Origin of the sequence: Limnohabitans sp. T6-20 (genome assembly GCF_003063505.1) — a bacterium.
Lineage (GTDB): Bacteria > Pseudomonadota > Gammaproteobacteria > Burkholderiales > Burkholderiaceae_C > Limnohabitans_A.
This window is the reverse complement of record NZ_NERW01000001.1, coordinates 866,450-888,219: the sequence shown is the minus strand read 5'-3', so window position 1 is coordinate 888,219 and position 21,770 is coordinate 866,450. Positions and strand designations below refer to the sequence as shown.

Genomic DNA, 21,770 nt, shown 5'->3' with positions numbered 1-21,770 from the left:
AAAAAACAGAACGCCTACCGCATCACCGCACCCGTACGTAGACACATGCTTGGATTTCGCCCCCTTGCGGCGACAGCCGTGTCTGGATCGACTCCAGCACGAAACCAGCGCTTTCGGCCACTCTGCGGCTGGCCACATTGCGCACATCGGTGAAACACTCGACACGCTGGGCTGCCAGCGTGTTTTCGGCAAAGGCCGCAATCGCCTGTACCGCTTCGGTGATGTAGCCTTGACCCTGCATCGAGCGTCGGCACCAATAGCCCACCTCGAACCTGCGCTGCGCCCAGTCCATTCGGTGCAAGCCGCTCGCCCCCACCAGAGCACCCGAGTCCTTGTGAAACAGCAGCAACGGCAAGTCACGCCGTGCGGCAAAGGCTTCGTGGCCTTGCTGGCAATAGTTTTCAGAAGCTTCTACCGAGGGCTCGAACACCGCCCAAGGCAGAGAGGCGGGCCAAGCGCGCAGCTCGGTCAATGTTTCACAGACTGCCTCATGAACCGCACGGCCATCGCCCGGGCGAGGGCAACGGATCAACAAGCGGTGCGACTCGAAATGGTCCGGAAACTGAAGGTCAAGAGGGTTCACTGGGGCACCTCACCAGGGCAGGTGCATGTGCACCTTGGATTTGTATTCGTGGCCATTGAAGATGGCGCGGGGCTCGACGCCAAACACCTCAAAACCGGCTGAGGCATACAAGTGCTGTGCGCGCTCGTTGCCCTGGGTGCAGGTGAGGGTCAGCACCGAGATGGACGGGCGCGCACGCGCATCAGCCACCACGGCGGCCAGCAAGGCCTGCGCAAGACCCTGGCCACGATGGGCACTGCGCACATACATGCCCACCACATGCCCTTTGTGCCGGGTCTTGAGCCTGTCCGAATACTCAATGGCCACCGTGCCCACCATTTGCCCAGCCTGAAAGGCGCCAAATGCACGGCCCAAATCGTGCGGATGGTCCATACGCGCCAGCCACCAGGCCGAGGCCTTCTGCTCCCGCTCTTGACGCGTGGAAGTGAAAGCATCCGCATCGACCTCGAAGGCCTCCAGCATCAATGCACGGTATTCATCCAAATCGGCAGGTTCAAGTGCTCTGATCAGCATGCTGAATGAAGACCCTTCAAAAAAAGATTCTTAAGTGTTACATAGTTTCTGCGAATGGGTCACGCTGGCAGGCGTCAATGCGGGCTTCAAAGCCCAAACCCACCCGCCAAACCTTGACGCAAGTGCGCCACCAGCGCCGTCACCGCCCGAGGCACATGGGGTGCGTACGGCCGAATGGCGTAAATGGCTTCTGCAAATGCGCCAACAGGTCGCCAATTGGGCAGCACGCGCACCAGCTTGCCTTGCCGCAATACGGCTTGGGCGCTGAAGTCGGGCATGAGGGCGATGCCCGCGCCCGTGAGCGCAGCTTCGCGCAGGGCCTCGCTGTTGTTGGCGGCCAAATGGCCGGACACGGGCACGGTGATGCGCTCGCCGCCTTGCGGATCGCGGGGCTCGAAGGTCCAGGCTGGGGTGTCTTGCGAACGGGGGTAGTGCAGACAGTTGTGGCTTTGCAGGTCGGCGGGGGTTTGCGGCTCACCTTGTTTGCGCAAATAAGCGCGGGTGGCCACCAACACCGACTCGGTGGGGCACAGCGCCCAGGCCACATGGGTGTCGGGCGGTCGGGCGGTGTGTCGGATGGCCAGGTCAAACCCCTCGGTGGTCAGGGCACTCAAGCGATCCGACAGGTCGAGCTCAATGCGCACATCCGGGTAATTTTTGAGGAACTCGGCCAGCAAGGGCACCAGCTGCTGACGCGCAAAAGCCACCGGGGCCGTCACCCGGACCAAGCCACCCGGTTGCTCGGCCAAATCCCGCACTTGGGCAAAGCTCTGCTCAATCTGCTCAAAAGAGGCGCGGGTGTCGTCCACCAGCCGCTGCCCGGCTTCGGTCAGGCGCACACTGCGGGTGGTGCGCTGCACCAGGGTGACTTTGGCGGCCCGCTCGAGCTCGGCAATGCGCTGGCTCATGGCAGCCTTGCTCACGCCCAAGCGTGCGGCAGCGGCCGTGTAGCTGCCCTGCTGCGCCAGCACACTCAGCCAGTGCAAATGCGTCCAGAGGGCGCTGATTTTTTCGGTTTCCATACCTACATTGTTCACTATTTTGAACAATCAATTCAGATTTTTGGTCTTGTGAGGGGGTGAAGCGCTGCCTACACTGGCCAGCATCACACGGCTTGCCCTGCGGCAGGACGTCCATCCCAATTCAGGAGATCCCCATGAGCATCGCCCCCATCGGCCATTACATCAACGGCCAAGTCGCCGCAGGCACATCAGACCGCAGTCAAAGCGTGACCAACCCCGCCACGGGTGCTGTGACAGGCAACGTAGCACTGGCCAACAGCGCCGAGGTCGCCAAGGCCGTGGCCGCTGCGCAAGCCGCTTTCCCCGCTTGGGCCGACACGCCACCGCTGCGCCGCGCCCGCGTGATGTTCAAGTTCCTCGAACTGCTGAACACTCACAAAGACGAACTGGCCCACATGATCACCGCCGAGCACGGCAAGGTCTTCACCGACGCGCAAGGCGAAGTCTCGCGCGGCATCGACATCGTGGAATTTGCCACCGGCATCCCGCAGCTGCTCAAGGGCGACTTCACCGACCAGGTGTCAACTGGCATCGACAACTGGACCCTTCGCCAGCCGCTGGGCGTGGTCGCGGGCATCACGCCTTTCAACTTCCCGGTCATGGTGCCCATGTGGATGTTCCCGGTGGCCATTGCCGCAGGCAACACCTTCATCCTGAAACCCAGCCCGACCGACCCAACACCGTCGCTGTTCATGGCCGAGCTGCTGAAAAAGGCAGGTTTGCCCGATGGCGTGTTCAACGTGGTGCAAGGCGACAAAGAAGCCGTGGACGCGCTGCTGGAACACCCCGATGTGAAAGCCATCAGCTTTGTGGGCTCCACACCGATCGCCAACTACATCTACGAAACCGGCGCGCACCATGGCAAGCGCGTGCAGGCCTTGGGTGGCGCGAAGAACCACCTGGTGGTCATGCCCGACGCCGACATCGACCAGACCGTGGACGCGCTGATTGGCGCAGGCTACGGCTCGGCCGGTGAGCGCTGCATGGCGATCTCGGTCGCCGTATTGGTGGGCGATGTGGCCGACAAGATCTTGCCCAAGCTGATCGAGCGCACCAAAGCCCTGCAAGTGCTCAACGGTGAAAACTTGGCCGCCGAGATGGGCCCCATCGTGACCGACGCGGCGCGTCAACGCATCAAGGGTTACATCGACGCCGGTGTGGCCGAAGGCGCCAAGCTCTTGGTCGACGGCCGCGAGTTTGACGGTGCGAAAGCCGGTGCTGGTTGCGAGCAAGGCTTCTGGTTGGGCGGCACGCTGTTTGACAACGTGACCACCGACATGAAGATCTACAAAGAAGAAATCTTTGGCCCGGTGCTGTCGTGCGTGCGCGTGCCCGACTTTGGCACGGCGGTGCAAATCATCAACGACCACGAATTCGGCAACGGCGTGAGCTGCTTTACCCGCGACGGCAACGTGGCTCGAGAATTCTCGCGCCGCATTCAGGTGGGCATGGTCGGCATCAACGTGCCGATCCCGGTGCCCATGGCCTGGCACGGCTTTGGCGGCTGGAAGCGTTCGCTGTTTGGCGACATGCACGCCTATGGCGAAGAGGGTGTGCGTTTCTATACGAAGCAAAAGTCCATCATGCAGCGCTGGCCCGAGAGCATCGGCAAGGGCGCTGAGTTTGTGATGCCTACGGCCAAGTAAGGACTTCTGGTCTGAGGGACAGCTTCGGTGCCGCATCCGCGCTCCGGGCTGGCCCGCCGGGCCTCATCAGTCGCTTCGCGCCAGCAAATCGGCCCAACGGGCCAGCCCGGATCACGGACGCTACATCTCTTGTCCGGTTGACTTGCAATCCACAGGCACAATCGCCCGCTATGGAGACCCGGTAGAACATGAACGACAACACCTTCGACTACATCATTATTGGCGGCGGCACTGCAGGCTGCTTGCTCGCCAACCGCCTTTCGGCCGACGCCAGCAAGCGCGTGCTGCTGATCGAGGCGGGCAAAAAAGACGATTACCACTGGATTCACATCCCGGTCGGCTATTTGTATTGCATTGGCAACCCGCGCACCGACTGGCTCTACCAGACAGAACCTGCGGCAGGTCTGAATGGCCGCAGTCTGCGCTACCCACGGGGCAAGGTGTTGGGCGGTTGCTCCAGCATCAACGGCATGATTTACATGCGCGGCCAGTCGCGTGACTATGACCAATGGGCGCAGATCACGGGCAACGACGAATGGCGTTGGGACCAGGCGCTGCCTTACTTCAAGCTGCACGAAGACCACTACAACGGGGCCAACGCATTTCACGGGGCCAAGGGTGCCAAATCCGAACTGCTGGCCCCCACCGATTTGCCCAAGGGCAGCTACCTGCACACGCTGCGTGGGCGCAACACGGGCGGCGAATGGCGCATCGAAAAGCAGCGCCTGCGCTGGGATGTGCTGGATGCTTTTTCGCAGGCCGCACAGCAAGCCGGCATCCCGGCCACCGATGACTTCAACCGAGGCAACAACGAAGGCGTGGCTTACTTTGATGTGAACCAGCGCAAGGGCTGGCGCTGGAACACGGCCAAGGCTTTTTTGCGCCCCACCTGCTATTCGCGTCCCAACTTTGAGCTGTGGAACAAGGCGCAGGTGGCCAAGCTGACGATTGAAACCCAGGCCAATGGCGAAAAGCGTTGCACCGGTGCCCAGGTATGGACGGGCGTGGAGATGGTCGAAGTCAAGGCCACAGGCGAAGTGATCTTGAGCGCAGGCAGCATTGGCTCGGCGCAAATTCTGCAACTCTCGGGCATTGGCCCGACGGCATTGCTCCAAGACAAGGGCATCGAAGTACAGCACGATCTGGCGGGCGTTGGAGCCAACTTGCAAGACCATTTGCAGATCCGTTCGGTCTACAAGGTCACGGGAGCCAAAACGCTCAACACCCTGGCGAACAACTGGTGGGGCAAGGCCATGATCGGCATGGAATACGCCTTCAAGCGGTCCGGGCCCATGAGCATGGCTCCCAGCCAATTGGGCGCTTTCACCAAGAGTGACCCATCTCAGCCGCATGCCAATCTGGAATACCACGTGCAGCCGCTGAGCCTGGACGCGTTTGGTGAACCGCTGCACAGCTTCCCCGCCATCACGGCCAGCGTGTGCAACCTGAACCCGACCAGCCGCGGCACTGTGAACATCACCAGCCCCCGCTTTGAAGACGCCCCCGCCATTGCCCCCAACTACCTGGCCACCGACGAGGACCGCAAAGTGGCGGCTGACAGCCTGCGCGTGACACGCCGCATCATGGCGCAAGACGCGATGAAACCTTTTGCGCCCGAAGAGTTCAAGCCCGGCGTGCAATACCAAACCGACGAAGAACTGGCCAAACTGGCGGGGGACATCGCCAGCACCATCTTCCACCCGGTAGGCACCACCCGCATGGGGCGCGACGACGACCCGATGGCGGTGGTCAATGGGCGCTTGCAGGTGCGCGGCATCTCGGGCTTGCGCGTGGTCGATGCGGGTGTCATGCCCACCATCACCAGTGGCAACACCAACAGCCCGACCTTGATGATTGCAGAGAAAGCGGCGCAGTGGATCGCCGAGGATGCCGCCGCCTACAAGGCGTCTTGAGCATTCCAAGCACCCGAAATCATTCTTTTTCGTCAGTTCAAGGTCAGTTCGAGGCAGGGATTTCCCCAGAATCGGGAAATCCCTGAGGAAAAGGCAGTGCTTGTTCACTTACATTTCAATCACTCGATGCAAAGCAGTATCTGCATCCCGAGGGCCGAGGAGACAACTCAAGCCTAAGACCAAGAACCGAACCAACATCCGAACGAGGTGTGATTTTCCTAAGCGTCGCGCAAGCGGCGCTTTTTTTTGCCTGTTGCCCACCACACGGTGAGAAGACGTTCATAGGCCTGATGCCACAATCCCCCGTATGGAATTACTGATTGTTTCGCTGGCCTCGCTGCTGGCTGGCTTGGTGGACGCGATCGTGGGCGGCGGCGGCTTGATCTTGCTGCCCGCCCTGTTTGCCACTTTCCCCGGGGCAGCACCCGCCACCTTGTTTGGCACCAACAAAAGTGCATCGATCTGGGGCACCGCCTTTGCCACGGTGGAGTACAGCCGCAAGGTGGTCATGCCCTGGCGCTCCCTGCTCCCGGCAGCAGGCGCTGGCTTGCTGGGTTCGCTGGGGGGGGCTTGGGTGGTCACGCAAGTAGACCCCAGCCTGTTTCGCAAATTGCTGCCCGTGCTGCTGGCCGCGCTGCTGCTCTACACCTTGGTCAAAAAAGACCTGGGCCGCAGCCACGCACCCCGCTTTGCCGGCGCTCAAGAGGCCTGGATCGCTGCAGGCATTGGTTTGGTGATTGGCTTTTATGACGGCTTTTTTGGACCGGGCACCGGCAGTTTTCTGGTGTTTGCCTATGTGCGGGTGCTGGGCTACGACTTTTTGAACGCCTCGGCCGCGGCCAAGATGATCAATGTGGCCACCAACCTGGCGGCATTGACCCTGTTCACTTTCAAGGGCCATGTCTGGTGGCATCTGGCACTGGCCATGGGCGCGGCCAATATTGTGGGCAGCCTCATTGGCACCCGGCTGGCGCTCAAGCACGGCGCAGGTTTTGTGCGCCACGTCTTCATTCTGGTGGTGCTGGCGCTGATCTGCAAAACCGCCTACGACACCTGGCTCAAAGCCTGATCGCAACAGATCAGCGCAAACGCCATTTCATTTGTCCGGCGTACTGCGCCAGCGCAACCCCCAACAAGGTCACGCCTGCGCCAGCAATCTTGATCCAGGTGTAGTGCTCTCCCGAAAAAGCCCAAGCAAACAAGCCAGCCATCGGGGGCATCAGGTACATGAGCGGTGCCGTGCGGGCCACACCTCGAACCGTGTTGATCCAGCCCCAAGCCAACCAGCCGATAAAGGCCGACACCAGAATCGACCAGAACAAACCCACCCACGCCCACACATCCAGTGAAGCCCAAGGTGACGCCAGGCCTGCAGGCGCAGACCACAGCATCAAAGGCAAGCCCCCGAGCAAAGTGACATAGCCCATGGTCAACACAGGGCCATGCTTCTCCATCACAGGTTTGACCGCGACCGTGTAATACGAGAAAAACCCGGCCGCGATCAACAAAACCAGATCACCCCCGCCCGCACGCCAGTTTCCGCCCAGCAATTTGTCGGACAGGAACAGCAAAACACCGCCAAACGCCAACGACACTCCGCCTATTTGTGGCGCGGTCAAGCGCTCCAGCCCATGAAACCGCAAAATCAGCAGCGTGAAGATCGGGCCGCAAGCCAAAATCACCGAACTCGAAAACGCTGTGGACCAGTGGATGCCGTAAGTGACCAAGCCCACGTGCAGCGAGTGGCCAATGAGGCCGAGCCAAGCCATGTGCAGCCAGTCTTTGCGCGGCAGCGGGGGGAACCAACGTCCAAAGCGCCAGCGCATCAGCAAAAGTGCGCACACTGGCATGATCAGGTAGCGTGCCCACAAAAAGCCCCCAGGGGAAAGCAAAACAAGGAGGTGTTTTTGGAGGGTGAAGTTGCCACCCCAAATCACGATCAGGATCAAGGCGATGATCAGGGCACGCTGGTCGTGGCGGTGCAGAGGGGCGCTATGGAACATGGCGTCCATTGTGGGTCCACAAAGCTCAACGCCATGTCGCCCTCGCAGCAAGAAACCCACAGCCTTGGTTGAATGCGCACTGCATCACCCACACCAAACGGACTGGATGAAGCCCCTCTAGGCCTTACCCGTCAATCGGTGGCATAGACCCCGAACAGGAGACGCGTGGCCAGCAAGGCGCTGGCCACGTCAGACATCACTTCTTGCGGGCAGCAACGGCGGCTTCGGCGTCTTTCACCAGGGCAGGGCCCACGGTGTTTTTCCACTTGTCGTACACCGGGCGGGTGGCTTTGACGAAGGCTTCGCGCTCTTCGGCGCTGAGCGATGTCACCGTCACGCCCATGGCAGCGATGTCCTTGAGCACGGGCTTGTCGGCCTCGACCAGGCCTTTGCGGGCGATGGCGATTTCGGCTTTACCTGCATCCACAGCGGCCTGGCGCACGATGGCCTGGTCAGCCGGTGTCCACGATGACCAGATGTCCTTGTTGACCACAAAGATCAGCGGATCGGCCACATAGCCCCAAGTGGTCACGAACTTCTGGCCCACGGTGTGCATTTTCAGCACGGTGAACAGGAACAATGGATTTTCCTGGCCATCCACAGCGCCGCTGGACAACGCAGGTTGTGCATCCGCCCAGCTCATTTGGGTGGGGTTGGCACCCATGGCCGAGAACATGTCCGAGTAAATGGGCGAGCCGACCACGCGGATTTTCATGCCCTTCAGGTCGGCAGGCGACTTGATGGGCCGCTTGGAGTTGGTCAGTTCGCGGAAGCCGTTTTCGCCCCAAGCCAGAGGCACCACGCCCGATTTGTCCAAGGTTTGGAAAATCTTCTGACCCACGCCGCCTTGCGTCAGCGCGTCAATGGCGGCGTAGTCGGGCATCAAAAAGGGCAGCGAGAACAGGTTCAGTTCCTTGACTTGAGGTGACCAGTTGATGGTCGATCCCACGGCCATGTCGATCACGCCTTGACGCAGTGCGCTGAATTCGCGGGTCTGGTCGCCCTGAATCAAGGACACGCCGGGGTACAACTTGATGTTGATGCGGCCCTGGGTGCGTTCCTTGACCATGTCGGCCCACATCTTGCCCGCTTGGCCCCAGGGTGTGGGAGGGCCCAACACCAGCGACATGCGGTACTCGGCTTTGTAATCAGCGGCCACGGCCGGTGCGGTGAAGGCACCGAGGCCAGCAGCAACGGCCAGCAAGCTGAGCAAATGACGACGAAGTTTCATGGTTGTCTCCTTGTTGAAAAATGAAAATCAGTAACCCAGGTAACGTGGCAGCCACAAAGCCAGCTCGGGCCAGGCAATCACGGCCAGCATGACCAGGAACATCGAAAACAGCATCCAGCCGACCCAGCGCACAGTCTCTTCCATGCGTACACCGGCAATGCGGCAAGACACCATCAGGTTCACGGCCAAAGGCGGGGTGAACTGGCCCAGTGCCACTTTGAGCGTTAGGATGACCCCAAACCAGACCGGGTCCCATTTGTAGAACTGCACAATGGGCCACAAGAGCGGCACAAAAATCAGGAAAATCGACACGCCGTCGAGGAACATGCCCACGGTGATGAGCATGAGGATAAGCAGTGCCAGCACGCCATACTCGCCAAGGCCTGAATTGACGATGGCGTTCGTGATCGGGTCAATGACCCCCAGCGTGGACAGCGAGAAGGCAAAAATACCCGCCAGCGACACCACCAGCAAGATCACAGCCGACAGCTCGCCCGACTCCCTCAGGATGACAAACAGGTCACGCATCTTGATGGTGCGGTAAATGACCATGCCCACGAACAAGCCGTAAAACACCGCCACCACCGCCGCCTCTGTGGGCGTGAACCAACCAGCACGCATCCCGCCCAAAATCAAGATCGGCGCAGCCAGGCCCCAGGTGGCTTCGACAAAGCTTTTCCACAATTCAGGGCGTGGCAAGCTCGCCTCATGAGCGCCCATCTTGTGTTTGCGTGCCATCCAGACGGTGGGCACGATCAGGGCAATGCCCGCCAAAACGCCAGGGATCATGCCCGCTGCAAACAGCGCAGGCACCGAGGCGCCGGGCACCAGCACCGAATACACGATGAAGGCCACCGAAGGCGGAATCAAAATGTCGGTGGCTGCCGCTGCCCCGACCACGCTGGCCGAAAACGCTGCCGGGTAACCGGCACGTGACATGGCGGCGATCATGACCGCGCCCACCGCTGCCGCGTTGGCCGGGCCAGAACCCGAAATGCCGCCCAAGAACATGGCCACCACAATCGCCACCAAAGGCAGCATGCCGGGGCCACGCCCGACGATGGCGACAGCAAAGTTGACCAAGCGCAGGGCCACGCCCGAGCGGTCAAAAATGGAGCCCACCAGCACAAACATGGGAATGGCCAGCAGCGGGTATTTGCCCAGACCAGCATAAAAATTTTGCGGCACAGCCAGCAGGCCAAACCACTGCGCGTCCGAGTTGGCCAGGGCAATGCAAGCGGCACCGGCCAAACCCAAAGCGGCACCAATGGGCACGCCCATCAGCATCATGACCACGAAGGCAACAAACAGGAGGGTCGGGATCATGGCTGACGCCCCCGGCGGATGAACAGCCCCAAGGCGCGACCGGAAATGGCCACCGACAAGACCGGCAACCAGATGGTGTACCACCACTGCGGTACGCCAATGCCTGGCGAAGTTTCACCAAAGCGGAAGTCGTCCCAGACCACACGCACACTGAGCACCGCGATCAGGGCAAACAGCAAAAATACCATCAACGCACCAAAGCGGGCCAGCGCACGCTGGCGTTTTTCCGAGCCACTGTCGGCAAAGTATTCGATGCGGATTTGCCGGTTGCGGGCCACCGAGGCCGAGCCCGCCACCAGCGCCAGCACGATCATCAGGAAGACCGAGAACTCCTCCGTCCAAGCAAAGGATTGGTCCGTGAAATAGCGCACCAGCACATTGGCAAAAGTGATGAGCGAGAGCAGCCCCATCACAATCACCGTGAGCCAGTCTTCGATTTTCAGAGGCACACGAGTGGCCTCATCAGGTTCTTCAGAAGCCGCCTCGGCGGGCGGTTGCTCGTGCAAATGGGTCATATCAATCAACCAAAATTTGGAAATTCACTTTACCATGGCCCTTCCATTCACAAGCCTCTCGAACAAGCCCTAAAGCGCGCCGGGGACACAGGGATTACCCCATGGAAAAGCGGGCAGAGTGCAGGCGAAAGCTGATCGCAAACAAGTGGGCAACACCCTCAGCGTGTGACGGGCTTCAGGCATTCCTGCGCCGCTGCCACGATCTGCCCGGCTGACACGCGGGCCACCGTTTCCAGCACGGGGGCGTAACCCACCGGGATGCGCGGTGCGCCCAAGCGCTTGACGCGCACGCCCAAAGTTTCGGCCACGGTGGCGGCGATTTCGGCGCCAAAGCCTGCGGCCTGAATCGCCTCGTGCACCACCAGCAGATGGCCAGTTTTGGCAGCAGACTTGAGCACCGTGTCCCGGTCCCAGGGCCAGAGGGTTCGCAAATCGATCAGCTCGACCTGAACGCCCAAAGCCGCCAGTTGATCGCAAGCCGCATGGCATACCTGCACCTGACGGCTCCAGCTGACCATCGTCAGGTGATCGCCCTGGCGCAGCACAGCTGCTTGGCCCAAAGGCACCTGCACGCTTTCGTCTACCGCGCCTTCAAGGCCCCACAGGGTCTTGTGCTCCATGTAGACCACCGGGTCGCCGCACTGCATGGCCGCGCGCAGCAAGGAATAGTTGTCTTGCACCGAACCCGGGCACACCACCACCAGGCCGGGCATGTGGGCAAACCAGGCTTCGAGTGACTGAGAATGCTGCGCTGCCGAGGCATCCCAGATGCCAATGGGCATGCGGGCCACCAGGGGCACACGGCCCTGGCCGCCAAACATGTAGCGGTTTTTGGCGGCCTGGTTGATGATTTCGTCCATGCCGCACAGGGCAAAGTCGACCACGCGCATCTCCACCACCGGGCGCATGCCCGCCAGCGCCATGCCCACCCCGCCGCCCATGATGGCCGCTTCGCTGATCGGGGTGTCGATGATGCGGTGCGTACCAAAGGTCTGTTGCAGGCCTTTGTATTGGCCAAAGATGCCGCCGCGGCCCACGTCTTCGCCCATGACCACCACGCGCTCGTCGGCTTCCATTTCGCGCTGCACGGCGAGCACGGCGGCCTGGCTGTAACTCATCGTGTTCAAAACCATTGCCCTTCTCCTGTGGTCTGGATGTCGGTGTAAGCGGCAGTCACATCGGGCCAGGGCGCTTGGGCTGCGGTCTGCATGGCCGCTTGCACTTCTGCCTGGGCTTGCTGGTCCATTTGGTCGCAAGCGGCATCGGTGCTGCCCAGCGCCAGCAGCGCGCGGCGGGCGTTCTGAATCGGGTCGTTTTTCAGCGCTTTTTCGACTTCCCGGGGGTCGCGGTAAGCCGCCAGGTCCACAGACACATGGCCTTTGACCCGGTAGGTCAGCGCATGCAAAAGGCGTGGCCCCTGGCCTGCACGGACTTCTTGCACCAGTTCGGCCGCTTTGCCGTAAACGGCCCACACATCGTTGCCATCGACCTGGTGTGCAGCGATGCCCAGGCTCTCGCTGCGCGCCGAGGCGCCGGGGCCCGCGATCATCGGGCCGCTGGCGGTGGTGGCGCTCCAGCGGTTGTCTTCGCACACAAAGAGCACCGGCAACTGGTGCACCTGCGCCCAATTGAGGGCTTCGAGAAACGGCCCCCGGTTGGTGGCGCCGTCGCCAAAGAAGCACACAGTGATGTCGCTGCGCTTTTGCAATTTCTGGGCGTGCGCGGCGCCCACGGCAATGGGCAGGCCCGCCGCCACCACACCGTTGGCCCCCAGCATGCCAACCGAAAAATCAGCAATGTGCATGGAGCCGCCCTTGCCACCGTTAAACCCTGTGGCCTTGCCGTACAGCTCGCACATCATGCGGCTCAGGTCTGCCCCCTTGGCCAGGGTGTGGCCATGGCCTCGGTGGGTGGAGGTCAGGTAGTCACGCGGGGTGAGGTGGGCGCACACGCCAGCGGCCACGCCTTCTTGCCCGGTGGACAGGTGCAAGGGGCCGCGCACTTTGGCGCTGCCGTCGGCGGTTTTGTTGTAGGCGCTGACGCCGCCCTGGCTCAGGATTTCTGCGGCATTTTCAAACGCCCGGATGCGGGCCATGCACAGATACAAACTGGCCAATGCGTCTTTTTTGGCGATGTGGGGCAATCGATGTCTCCTGTGATGCGAATGCCCCGGAAACAGGATCTCTCAAGGCAATGTCCACTCTAATGGCATTCAGCATGGATGCTTGCACGCAGGTGACAGGTCAGCTGAACAGACCACGTCTGCCCGGGCGTCTGAACCACTGGCCATCGAAGCATGGGCCATTGACACCGCGCAAGCACGGATCCATGTCCAAACCATGGATGGCGACATGACACGCCCATCTGGCATTTTGATTTCGTCTCAGTCCACGACCACCGGCACACGTTGCGCCAGCGCGCACATCAGCTCATAACCCACCGTGCTCGCAGCCTTGGCCACTTTGTCAATACCCAGCACGGTACCGTTGATTGCCTTGCCCCAGAGGGTGACCGTGCTGCCCACACCCGCATCAGGGAAGTCCGTCAGGTCCACCGTCAGCATGTCCATGCTGACCCGGCCGACGGTGCGGCCCCGCAGGCCATCGACCAGCACAGGCGTGCCGGTTGGGCAAATGCGCGGGTAGCCGTCGGCATAGCCACAGGCCACCACGCCGATGCGCATGGGCTGATCTGCAACAAAACTGGAGCCATAGCCCACGCTGTCACCCACTTGCAAATGCTGCACGGCGATGACCCGGGCGTTCAGGCTCATGGCAGGCTGCAGCCCCCAATGCGCGGCGCTGTGCTCGGGAAAGTCGGGCGCGCTGCCATACACGGCGATGCCGGGGCGAATCCAGTCGGCTTTCACTGCCGGCTCTTGGGCATGCCGCAAGGTGGCTGCGCTGTTGCTCACACTGCGCTCGCCGGGCAGGTCGCGGGTGGCTTCTTCAAAGCGGGCCATCTGCGCGGCGATGCCCTTGGGGCCATCGGCATCGCTGAAGTGCGTCATGAGCGAAATTTCGTCCACCTGCGGCAAGGCGTTCAGCCGCGTCCAGGCCGAGCGGTAACGCTGCGGCGTAAAACCCAGCCGGTTCATGCCCGAATTCATTTTGAGGAAAACACGGTGCGGCTCGTGCGTCTTGTGCAGCGCCAGCATGTCGATCTGCTCGTCGCAATGCACGGTGTGCCACAGGTGCAAACGCGAGCACAACTCCAGGTCGCGAGCCTCAAAAGCGCCTTCGAGCAACAAAATAGGGCCGCGCCAGCCCAGCGCACGCACCCGCTCGGCCTCGTTCAAGTCGAGCAAGGCAAAGCCATCCGCGCCGCGCAAGCCTTCAAATACCCGCTCGATGCCGTGACCATAGGCATTGGCCTTGACCACCGCCCACGCTTGGGCGTCGGGCGCGGCTTGGCGCGCGACACCAAGGTTGTGGCGCAGCGCAGCGGTGTGGATGGTGGCTTGTATCGGACGGGGCATGGGAGCAAACGTGAAAAGAGCCGGTGAAGTATGCCAGCTTCACCGGTCCTGAAAGTGTGGTGTCCTCAGCGGACCCACCTTGCACCGCCCCGGATCAGCGGGCTTTCAAAAAGTCACCCACTTCCAGCAACACCAGCTCGTTGTCGTCGGCCTTGTTGGGGTCGCGGCTGCTGGAAAACGGCAGGTTGTTGTCATTGCCCACCACGATGTGGGTGGCGTCCACCACGTCCACGTTCTCAATGGTGAAGAAGGGGAAGCTCAAAGCCCCATTCACCAGCGGCTTACGAGCGAGCTTATTCGGGTCCTGCATGTTCATCAGGTCGATGTAGCCGATCTTGCGCAGTGGGCCGCCCACGTTGGCCTCGGTCAGCTCGACTTTGTAGACCCGCTTGAACTGGGGCAAATCGTGGAAGCAATCGGTGCGTTTGACTCCTGCAGGGCACGCCTTGTCGGGCGTGCCTTCACCGTTGTCACGCTCGATGATCAGGCCCGTGGTCTCGTCGATCATGTTGAAGTCACCAATCGCGTGGTGGTTGGCTTCCATCACATATTTCCAATGGCGGCCAGTCCATTTCTCGGCTTTCACATCAAATTCGAGCACGCGCAGGTACTGCTTGCCGTCTTGGGTTTCGGGGGCTTTGGCGGCTTCATCCCACAAAGCACCTTCAAGCAGTGCATACAACTTGCTGCCGTCTTTGGAAGCGGCCATGCCTTCAAAGCCCTTGGAGCGGCGAACTTGGAATTTCACTGCCTGGTCCGGCGCTGACGGCGTGTTGACGGCCGGGTGGTCTGGCGAGCGCACCACTTTGCCGTCCACTTGCGTCTCAAACACCGCCAGCACTTTGCCGTTCAGATCGGCCTTGACCAGAAAAGGACCAAACTCGTCACCGATCCACAGCGCGCCACTGGCAAACTGGAAGCTCTCGGTGTCCAAGTCTGATCCGGTCAAGTAACGCTCTCTTGTGCCTTCGTGGACGATGCGAAACGGCACTTTTTTGTCCGGATCGTGCAAAAACACCGTGCGCAGACGCTTGAATTGGCCCGACTTGAAATCCACCGTGTACTGGTTCAGGTACAGCATGAAATCCGGCGAGTTGGGTTTGGCACCCGCGCCGTTGTCGGTCAGCAGCCAGTAGCTGCCGTCGGCCATGCGTTTGATGCCTGAATGGCCTTGTGCGGGCTGGCCCTTGAAGGGCAAAAACACGCCAGTTGGGCGACCAGCGGACAAGCCTTCAACGCTGCCGATTTTCTCAACCCGCTGGCCCGTGGTGAATTTGCCGCTGACCTGCAAATCGGCCGGGGCATCCTTGGGCGCGGGGATCAGGCTCATGGCAGGCAGCACGGCATGCCCGGCCAGAGTGGCGGGGAAAGACGTTTGAGCCGCCGCTTGCACAGACCAGGCCACTGCGGTCACGAGCATGATGGCCGCGATGGTGGTGTTGAAACGTTGAGGCAAGAGGGTGGTCAAGGTCATCTCCATGGAAAAGTGATACCGCCAAGCTTAAAAACAGGCCGTGTCAGCACCATGACGCAGCCATGACAAAACCAAGTCACACCCTGCACAGCAACAGAGATGGCCACACGGCATAAAAACCCAAAAACCATCGGGTAAACACACCCTTTCCCCACGCAGGAAGGGGCTTGCAAATGCTTTACACTGGCCCGCTGCCTGTTAACCCCGAGCATTCCGCCTGAACCGTTCAGGCGCTGGCTGAACCTTGTAATCCATGGAAGTTTTTCAGTTTTTGATGCCCATCTTCACCGAGTACGGCTACTGGGCTGTCTTCGTGATGCTCTTGATTTGTGGCTTTGGTATTCCTGTGCCCGAAGACGTGACTTTGGTCACCGGCGGCGTCATCGCCGGGCTGGGCCACGCCGACGTGCACACCATGTTTGCCGTGGGCATGGCGGGTGTGATGATTGGTGACGGCATGATGTTCACCCTGGGCCGCCTGTACGGCCAGCGCATCTCGCGCTTGCCTGGTTTTCGCAAAATTCTGACCCCCGAGCGCTTTGCCAGCGCGCAAGACGCCTTCCACAAATACGGCAAATGGGTCATGTTCGTGGCCCGCTTCCTGCCCGGCCTGCGCACCCCGGTTTTCTTTTCCGCCGGCATGAGCCACCGAGTGACTTTCCCGACCTGGTTTCTGATGGACGGCTTTGCCGCCCTGATCAGCGTGCCGATCTGGGTGTACCTGGGTTACTTTGGCGCACAAAACTGGGACTGGATGTTCGCCGTTCTGCGCCAGTTCCAACACGGCATTTTTGCCTTGCTGGGCTTGGGTGTAGCTTGGCTGGGCTGGCGCTGGTGGCGCAAGCGCCAAAGCGCTGCAGCCACAGACACGCCCAACGATCTGTCCTGACACGCCCTTCCCGCATGGGCCAAACCTCCCCCAAAAGTCTGGCTGTAGCCGGACTGCTGTTCAACGCTTTTGCCTGGGGCGTGTGCTGGTGGCCCTTCAAACAGCTCGAAGCCCAAGGTCTGCACCCGCTGTGGGCCACGGCTTTGGTTTACGCCTTTGTGTTTGTGTCCATCGCCTTGTGGCTCTGGAAAACAGGCCAACGGATCAGCTGGCGGCAGCATCCTGGCTTGTGGGTTCTCTTGTTGGCTTCCGGGCTGACCAACGTCGGCTTCAACTGGGCGGTCACGGTGGGCGACGTGGTGCGCGTGGTCTTGCTTTTTTACCTGATGCCCGCTTGGTCGGTGCTCATCGCCTGGTGGCTCCTGGATGAAAAACCCAGCCGCATGGCGCTTGTGCGCTTGGCGCTGGCGCTGACAGGTTTGTTCATCGTGCTCAAAACGCCCGAAACACCCTGGCCTGTGCCAGAAAGCCTGGCCGATGTGCTGGCACTGGTGAGCGGCTTCACTTTTGCCGTGACCAATGCCTTGCTGCTCAAGCTCAAAGACACCCCCAGCGCATCGCGCACACTGGCCATGTTTGGCGGTGGGGCGGTCATGGCCACGCTGGCGGCCCTGATCGGTCTGGCCACTGGGGTCGTTCATCCCGGCCAAGCCCCCGTTTGGGCTTGGCTGCCCTATGTCGCCTTGCTGGGCCTGTCGTTCTTGCTGGGCAACCTGGCACTGCAATACGGTGCGGCCCGCCTGGCAGCACACACCACGGCGCTGGTCATGCTGTCCGAGGTGCTGTTTGCCAGCGTGTCATCGGTCATGCTCGGCGCGTCGGACTGGGAAAGCCGGACGTTGTGGGGTGGGTCACTGATCTTGCTGGCAGCCCTGCTTTCCGTGGGCATACCGGGTCATCGGTCTGACTGAGGACCCGCAGTCAAATGGTTGTTGTCAGCCCCATCGCTTGATTGGAAATCTATGCTGAAAATTTTGGCTTTTTGGATCGTGTTCATGGCGCACACATCGGCTCAATCAGAGGTGGTGAGCGTCGAGTTCAAAGAAAAGAGCATTCAGTTCAGTGATGCGCCAACGCTCAATTTTTTATGGCCAGCCAAACAAGCCAAAGCCACATTGATTTTTATTCCCGGTGGTGAAGGGCGACTGGGAATCACCCCCGACCGTACCAATTTGGGAGGCTTTTACGGCAACACACTCAAGCCGTTAAGTGACCCCAAGTTAACCCGCGGCGCGTTCAATGTGGTGGTATTTGATTCCCCGGTCAACCTGCCCGGAATAGACTACCCCACTGCACGTCAAAGCAGCGAGCACTTGCTCCGCATCGAGAGCGTTGTGCGCCACTTCAAGGAGCAATACGCCTTGCCCGTTTGGATCATGGGGCACAGCAACGGCGCCGTCAGCATCACGGAGTTTTACAAGATGCTGCAAAAAAATCAGAGGGAAGATCTGATTGCCGGTGCGATTTTTAGCTCGGGTCGCAGTGGCGCAGACTTTAACGAAAAAACCAAATTACCCATACTCTTTTTGGCTCACGAAAAAGAACAATGCCCCAAGTCCATGCCAGCCAGAGCAAAAGCCGTCTTCGACCAACAGCAAAAATCCAACCCATTGAAGACCGCCTACGTCTTGATCAAGGGTGGTGAATCACAGCCACTCAACCCTTGCGGTTCAGGCTTTCACATGTTTTACGGCGCAGCTGAAGAGGCCTATACGGCCATTGACCAGTTTGTTTTTGGATCACAGAACTGATCCGTTCGGTCGTTCATGGCCCCAAGTTTCGCACCAGCTCTTTTGCCACCCACTCAGACGGAGAATTTCATGAGCCTCTACGATTTTGAAGCCCAGAGCATCGAGAACCAGCCCGTCCCCCTGAGCCAATACAAAGGCCAGGTGATGTTGATCGTCAACACCGCCAGCGCCTGCGGTTTCACGCCCCAGTTCACCGGACTGGAAAAACTGCACAAAACTTATGGCGACAAAGGCCTGGTGGTGCTGGGCTTCCCGTGCAACCAGTTCGCCAGCCAGGACCCTGGCGACGATGCGCAGATCGCCAACTTCTGCCAAAAGAACTACGGCGTGAGCTTCCAGATGATGAGCAAAATCAAGGTCAATGGCGACGGTGCCCACCCGCTTTACCAATGGCTCACGGCGGAAGCGCCCGGCATTCTGGGCAGCAAGGCCATCAAATGGAACTTCACCAAGTTCCTGGTGAGCAAAGACGGGCGCGTGATCAAGCGCTACGCACCGCAGGACGCACCCGAAAAGATCGCCAAGGACATTGAGGCGGCGCTGGCGGGCTAAGGCGGCTTAAAACAGCTTTGCCTGCACTGGTAGACTCCGTTCAATCTCCCATGTCGACGACGCAGAAACGGCTGCTGGCACCTCGCCACAACCCATGGCCTCAGCAATTCGCCTGAAATCAGCCTCACTGGTCTTGACCTGTCCGAAGCGAAATGCGGCACACCAGTGTGTCTTATCGGTGATGAAGTCCAGTTGCGTAATCAGCGGCTTGATGGGGGCAGTTTGCACCGTCTGGTAGTCCACATCGATGCGCCAAGGCACAAACCCCGGCACGCCATCGGGCGTCATGTCGTGCGCATACACATCGCCCGTGCGGATGAAACCCAAGGCGGTGAACGCCTGCAAAGGCGCACCATCGGGATACGCCTCACGCGGTGAGTAATAAACCAGGCCATCGCCCGCATTCATGCGCTTGAGCGGGGCCTGCTTGCCGTGGTTCATCTGCGCAAAACCGCCGGCCACCCCGCACAGGACATGCGAACGGCTGACCACACCGATCCAGTAGTTCATGACGGCAGCACAGCGATGCAAATGTCGATCTGCCCATCGGCCTGGTAACGCTCAAAATCCGTGGTGTACGCCCGTTGATACAAACAGTGGGGATCAGCAAAGTAGCGCCAGATACACCCCCAGGCCTCGATCACCGCCTGGGGCATGGCACCGTGCGATTCAAACACCAGATACGGGCCATTCGCGATGTCCACACGAGTCAGCTCAGGCGCATCCCCCAAGGGGGGCGACTGTGCATCGACTCCTGCCAGCACATCAAAAAAGCCATCGGCGTTCGATTCGTAGTGGTGATAAACGCCATACGCCAGCGCCCCAGGTGCCAGGCGAGGGGTAATCTGCTGACCGAATTCGGCCCAGAGAGAGCCGATGCGTGCGGTAGAAGGCTGCGCTTCGTCTGCGTTGCGCGTACGCACGACCAGACCTTGCACTGTCAACCCATTGATCTCAATCACTTTCATGAAAACTCCTTGTCATCGTCCATCCGCCAAGGCTTGTGGGTCCACGCCTTGCTGGCGCAGATAGTCCATCAACCGTTGCCCAGCAGACAACTTGAACGTGTCCGCCAATGCCGTCACCGACTGGATGCGGTCCAGGCGAAAACTGCGAAAAGCCTGACGCTTTTCGCACCAGGCCACCAAAGTCCAGACTGCGCCCCAGAAAAAACTGCCCAAGGGCCACACCGTGCGCTCGCTCGTGCGCGCTTGCGCATCGTTGTATACCAGCGCCAGCTTGTGCAGGCCCTGTGTGGCTTCGCGCCAAAGTTGCAAGTGCGGCTGCTGCTCGGCCGTGAGGCCCCACGGGGGTGAATACACCGGCGTGTGTTGCGCGGCATGACGCTGGTCTGGGGGCAACACACTCAGCACGCGTGACAAAGCCGACTCGCTGGCGCGGGCCAGTGCCGGGTCCAGCCACTGCTGCGCCACCCGCGTCATCACCACCAGGGCCTGTGCCTCTTGCGGGGTGAAGATCAGCGGTGGCAAGTCAAACCCTTCACCCAGGCGGTAACCCACACCGGCCTCACCCTCAATGGGCACGCCTTGGTATTGCAGGTCGGCCACATCGCGGTAAACCGTGCGCTCGGACACCTCCAGCCGCCGGGCCAACCATTGGGCCGTGGTCAGGCGGCGTCCACGGATGAGTTGAACGATCTGGAAAAGGCGGTCAGCGCGGCGCATGGTCAATCCATCCAAGGGCAGGCAAAGGTCGGCAGTTTAGGCTGATCACGCATAGGCATGCAGCCCCACGCGGTTGCCATCCACATCGCGCATGTGCGCCATGAAACCCAGCCCCTCGGGCAAGGCCACGCGGCCCATGAGCACCCGCCCACCCGCCGCCTCAACGCGCTGCAAGGTCGCATCGAGCGATGGCCCCGCATGCAAGTACACCAAGCTGCCACACCCCCCCACCTGCAAAGCCGGATGCCCCGACATCAGCGCGCCTTTGACGGCATCGCCTTCACCCGGAAACACCGCCATCTGCATGCCCGGCCCGGCATAGCGCTCACGGTGCAAGGTGGTTTGCAACACCGCTTCGTAAAACGCCTGCGCACGCGGCACATCGCTCACCGGAATTTCAAACCAGTCGATCACTTTTTTCATTTTTTCTTTTTCCCTGAATGTGCGCAGACCGTCTGTGCACTGGGAAGGACTTTGCCTGAGGGGTACTGACAACGGGGTGTCAGGAGGCTTGTCCTTTTTTGTCCCATCTTGGTCTGGCCTAGCCCTGTCCAATGTCTGGCCCTGTTCGCACAATGGCTGCATGTCCATCCACTGCACATGCCTGCCATGACCCACACCTCAACACCCCAATCCGCCCTGCTTGTCATCGACGTGCAGCAATCGTTCATGCACATGCCCTACTGGTCTTTGGGCCATGTGACGCCGTTTCAGCAGTCGTTGCTCCGGCTGGAAGCCGGGTGCCGCAAGGCCCAGGTGCCTGTGGTTCACATTCTGCATGTAGACGACGATGCACCGTTCCAAGTGGCGTCTGGTCTTGTCCGGCCCTTTGACTGGCTGCCCGGCGATCCCGCCGTCACCCTGACCAAACACACGCACAACGCCTTCACCGACACCGGGCTCGATTTGTGGTTGCGCAGGCACGGCGTGCAGCGCCTCATCATCAGCGGCATCCGTACCGAGCAGTGCTGCGAAACAACAGCACGGGTCGGCTCGGACGTGGGCTATGCGGTGGACTTTGTGTCCGAGGCGACCCTGACTTTTCCCATGACGCACGCGGGCACAGACCAGACTTTCAGCGCCCAAGACATCACCACGCGCACCGAGCTGGTCTTGGCCGATCGCTTTGCGCGCATCGTCACAGTGGATACTTGTCTGTCCAGCCTCTGAAACTCTGCACGACACCACC

General features: G+C 60.6%; 23 protein-coding genes. 8 read left to right on the top strand and 15 right to left on the bottom strand.

Annotated elements, in window-relative coordinates:
• Positions 1-22 precede the first annotated feature (22 nt).
• The 3 genes from B9Z33_RS04170 to B9Z33_RS04160 all read right to left on the bottom strand — a co-directional run bounded on the left by B9Z33_RS04170 (position 23) and on the right by B9Z33_RS04160 (position 2,118).
• On the bottom strand, positions 23-583 hold the full coding sequence (locus B9Z33_RS04170; RefSeq protein WP_108285712.1) for a GNAT family N-acetyltransferase: 561 nt from the start codon (positions 581-583) through the stop codon (positions 23-25).
• A gap of 9 nt (positions 584-592) precedes the next feature.
• A complete protein-coding gene (locus B9Z33_RS04165; RefSeq protein ID WP_108285711.1) occupies positions 593-1,096 on the bottom strand; it encodes a GNAT family N-acetyltransferase in 504 nt (167 codons plus the stop codon).
• Positions 1,097-1,182: 86 nt separating this feature from the next.
• Positions 1,183-2,118 carry a LysR family transcriptional regulator gene (locus tag B9Z33_RS04160; protein ID WP_108285710.1) on the bottom strand — a complete coding sequence of 312 codons (936 nt, stop codon included), beginning with the start codon at positions 2,116-2,118 and terminating at the stop codon, positions 1,183-1,185.
• 134 nt (positions 2,119-2,252) lie between these two features.
• Here B9Z33_RS04160 and B9Z33_RS04155 point away from each other — a divergent pair, with 134 nt between their 5' ends.
• The 3 genes from B9Z33_RS04155 to B9Z33_RS04145 all read left to right on the top strand — a co-directional run bounded on the left by B9Z33_RS04155 (position 2,253) and on the right by B9Z33_RS04145 (position 6,746).
• A complete protein-coding gene (locus B9Z33_RS04155) occupies positions 2,253-3,764 on the top strand; it encodes a CoA-acylating methylmalonate-semialdehyde dehydrogenase (protein WP_108285709.1) in 1,512 nt (503 codons plus the stop codon).
• 188 nt (positions 3,765-3,952) lie between these two features.
• Positions 3,953-5,677 (top strand): GMC family oxidoreductase, encoded by a 1,725-nt coding sequence (locus tag B9Z33_RS04150; protein WP_108285708.1) that lies wholly within the window; start codon positions 3,953-3,955, stop codon positions 5,675-5,677.
• A gap of 307 nt (positions 5,678-5,984) precedes the next feature.
• A complete protein-coding gene (locus B9Z33_RS04145; protein WP_108285707.1) occupies positions 5,985-6,746 on the top strand; it encodes a TSUP family transporter in 762 nt (253 codons plus the stop codon).
• A 10-nt stretch (positions 6,747-6,756) separates the two neighbouring features.
• Here the strand turns inward: B9Z33_RS04145 and B9Z33_RS04140 are convergent, their stop codons facing one another.
• From B9Z33_RS04140 to B9Z33_RS04105, 8 genes are all read right to left on the bottom strand, one after another.
• Positions 6,757-7,680: a DMT family transporter gene (locus B9Z33_RS04140; protein WP_108286150.1), complete on the bottom strand. Its 924-nt coding sequence runs from the start codon at positions 7,678-7,680 to the stop codon at positions 6,757-6,759.
• A 196-nt stretch (positions 7,681-7,876) separates the two neighbouring features.
• Complete coding sequence (locus tag B9Z33_RS04135) at positions 7,877-8,911, bottom strand: DctP family TRAP transporter solute-binding subunit (RefSeq protein ID WP_108285706.1); 1,035 nt, start codon at positions 8,909-8,911, stop codon at positions 7,877-7,879.
• A 27-nt stretch (positions 8,912-8,938) separates the two neighbouring features.
• Positions 8,939-10,237 (bottom strand): TRAP transporter large permease, encoded by a 1,299-nt coding sequence (locus tag B9Z33_RS04130; RefSeq protein ID WP_108285705.1) that lies wholly within the window; start codon positions 10,235-10,237, stop codon positions 8,939-8,941.
• Positions 10,234-10,752, bottom strand: coding sequence for a TRAP transporter small permease (locus B9Z33_RS04125; protein WP_108285704.1), 519 nt, complete (start codon positions 10,750-10,752; stop codon positions 10,234-10,236). The genes B9Z33_RS04130 and B9Z33_RS04125 overlap by 4 nt, the downstream gene beginning before the upstream one ends.
• A 158-nt stretch (positions 10,753-10,910) precedes the next feature.
• On the bottom strand, positions 10,911-11,885 hold the full coding sequence (locus tag B9Z33_RS04120; RefSeq protein WP_108285703.1) for an alpha-ketoacid dehydrogenase subunit beta: 975 nt from the start codon (positions 11,883-11,885) through the stop codon (positions 10,911-10,913).
• The gene (locus B9Z33_RS04115; protein ID WP_199220299.1) at positions 11,876-12,847 is read right to left on the bottom strand and encodes a thiamine pyrophosphate-dependent dehydrogenase E1 component subunit alpha; all 972 of its coding nucleotides are present in this window, start codon (positions 12,845-12,847) and stop codon (positions 11,876-11,878) included. The genes B9Z33_RS04120 and B9Z33_RS04115 overlap by 10 nt, the downstream gene beginning before the upstream one ends.
• 288 nt (positions 12,848-13,135) lie before the next feature.
• Entirely contained in the window at positions 13,136-14,230 is a 1,095-nt protein-coding gene (gene alr / locus B9Z33_RS04110; RefSeq protein ID WP_108285702.1) for an alanine racemase, read from the bottom strand.
• 94 nt (positions 14,231-14,324) lie between these two features.
• Positions 14,325-15,650 (bottom strand): esterase-like activity of phytase family protein, encoded by a 1,326-nt coding sequence (locus tag B9Z33_RS04105; RefSeq protein WP_108286148.1) that lies wholly within the window; start codon positions 15,648-15,650, stop codon positions 14,325-14,327.
• Positions 15,651-15,957: 307 nt separating this feature from the next.
• On the opposite strand from B9Z33_RS04105, the gene B9Z33_RS04100 reads away from it, so the two are divergent.
• The 4 genes from B9Z33_RS04100 to B9Z33_RS04085 all read left to right on the top strand — a co-directional run bounded on the left by B9Z33_RS04100 (position 15,958) and on the right by B9Z33_RS04085 (position 18,896).
• Positions 15,958-16,593: a DedA family protein gene (locus B9Z33_RS04100; protein WP_108285701.1), complete on the top strand. Its 636-nt coding sequence runs from the start codon at positions 15,958-15,960 to the stop codon at positions 16,591-16,593.
• A 14-nt stretch (positions 16,594-16,607) separates the two neighbouring features.
• On the top strand, positions 16,608-17,504 hold the full coding sequence (locus tag B9Z33_RS04095) for a DMT family transporter (RefSeq protein ID WP_108285700.1): 897 nt from the start codon (positions 16,608-16,610) through the stop codon (positions 17,502-17,504).
• Positions 17,505-17,555: 51 nt separating this feature from the next.
• Positions 17,556-18,344, top strand: coding sequence for a hypothetical protein (locus B9Z33_RS04090; protein ID WP_108285699.1), 789 nt, complete (start codon positions 17,556-17,558; stop codon positions 18,342-18,344).
• A gap of 69 nt (positions 18,345-18,413) precedes the next feature.
• Entirely contained in the window at positions 18,414-18,896 is a 483-nt protein-coding gene (locus tag B9Z33_RS04085; protein WP_108285698.1) for a glutathione peroxidase, read from the top strand.
• Positions 18,897-18,902: 6 nt separating this feature from the next.
• Here the strand turns inward: B9Z33_RS04085 and B9Z33_RS04080 are convergent, their stop codons facing one another.
• Genes B9Z33_RS04080 through B9Z33_RS04065 form a run of 4 tightly spaced genes read right to left on the bottom strand, consistent with a single transcriptional unit; the run spans position 18,903 to position 21,004 of the window.
• On the bottom strand, positions 18,903-19,406 hold the full coding sequence (locus B9Z33_RS04080; RefSeq protein ID WP_108285697.1) for an EVE domain-containing protein: 504 nt from the start codon (positions 19,404-19,406) through the stop codon (positions 18,903-18,905).
• Entirely contained in the window at positions 19,403-19,864 is a 462-nt protein-coding gene (locus tag B9Z33_RS04075; RefSeq protein WP_108285696.1) for a GyrI-like domain-containing protein, read from the bottom strand. The genes B9Z33_RS04080 and B9Z33_RS04075 overlap by 4 nt, the downstream gene beginning before the upstream one ends.
• 12 nt (positions 19,865-19,876) lie before the next feature.
• Complete coding sequence (locus B9Z33_RS04070; RefSeq protein WP_108285695.1) at positions 19,877-20,581, bottom strand: YafY family protein; 705 nt, start codon at positions 20,579-20,581, stop codon at positions 19,877-19,879.
• Between the two features lie 45 nt (positions 20,582-20,626).
• Positions 20,627-21,004: a VOC family protein gene (locus B9Z33_RS04065; RefSeq protein WP_108285694.1), complete on the bottom strand. Its 378-nt coding sequence runs from the start codon at positions 21,002-21,004 to the stop codon at positions 20,627-20,629.
• A 186-nt stretch (positions 21,005-21,190) separates the two neighbouring features.
• Here B9Z33_RS04065 and B9Z33_RS04060 point away from each other — a divergent pair, with 186 nt between their 5' ends.
• On the top strand, positions 21,191-21,751 hold the full coding sequence (locus B9Z33_RS04060; RefSeq protein ID WP_108286147.1) for an isochorismatase family protein: 561 nt from the start codon (positions 21,191-21,193) through the stop codon (positions 21,749-21,751).
• The last annotated feature ends 19 nt before the right edge of the window (positions 21,752-21,770 follow it).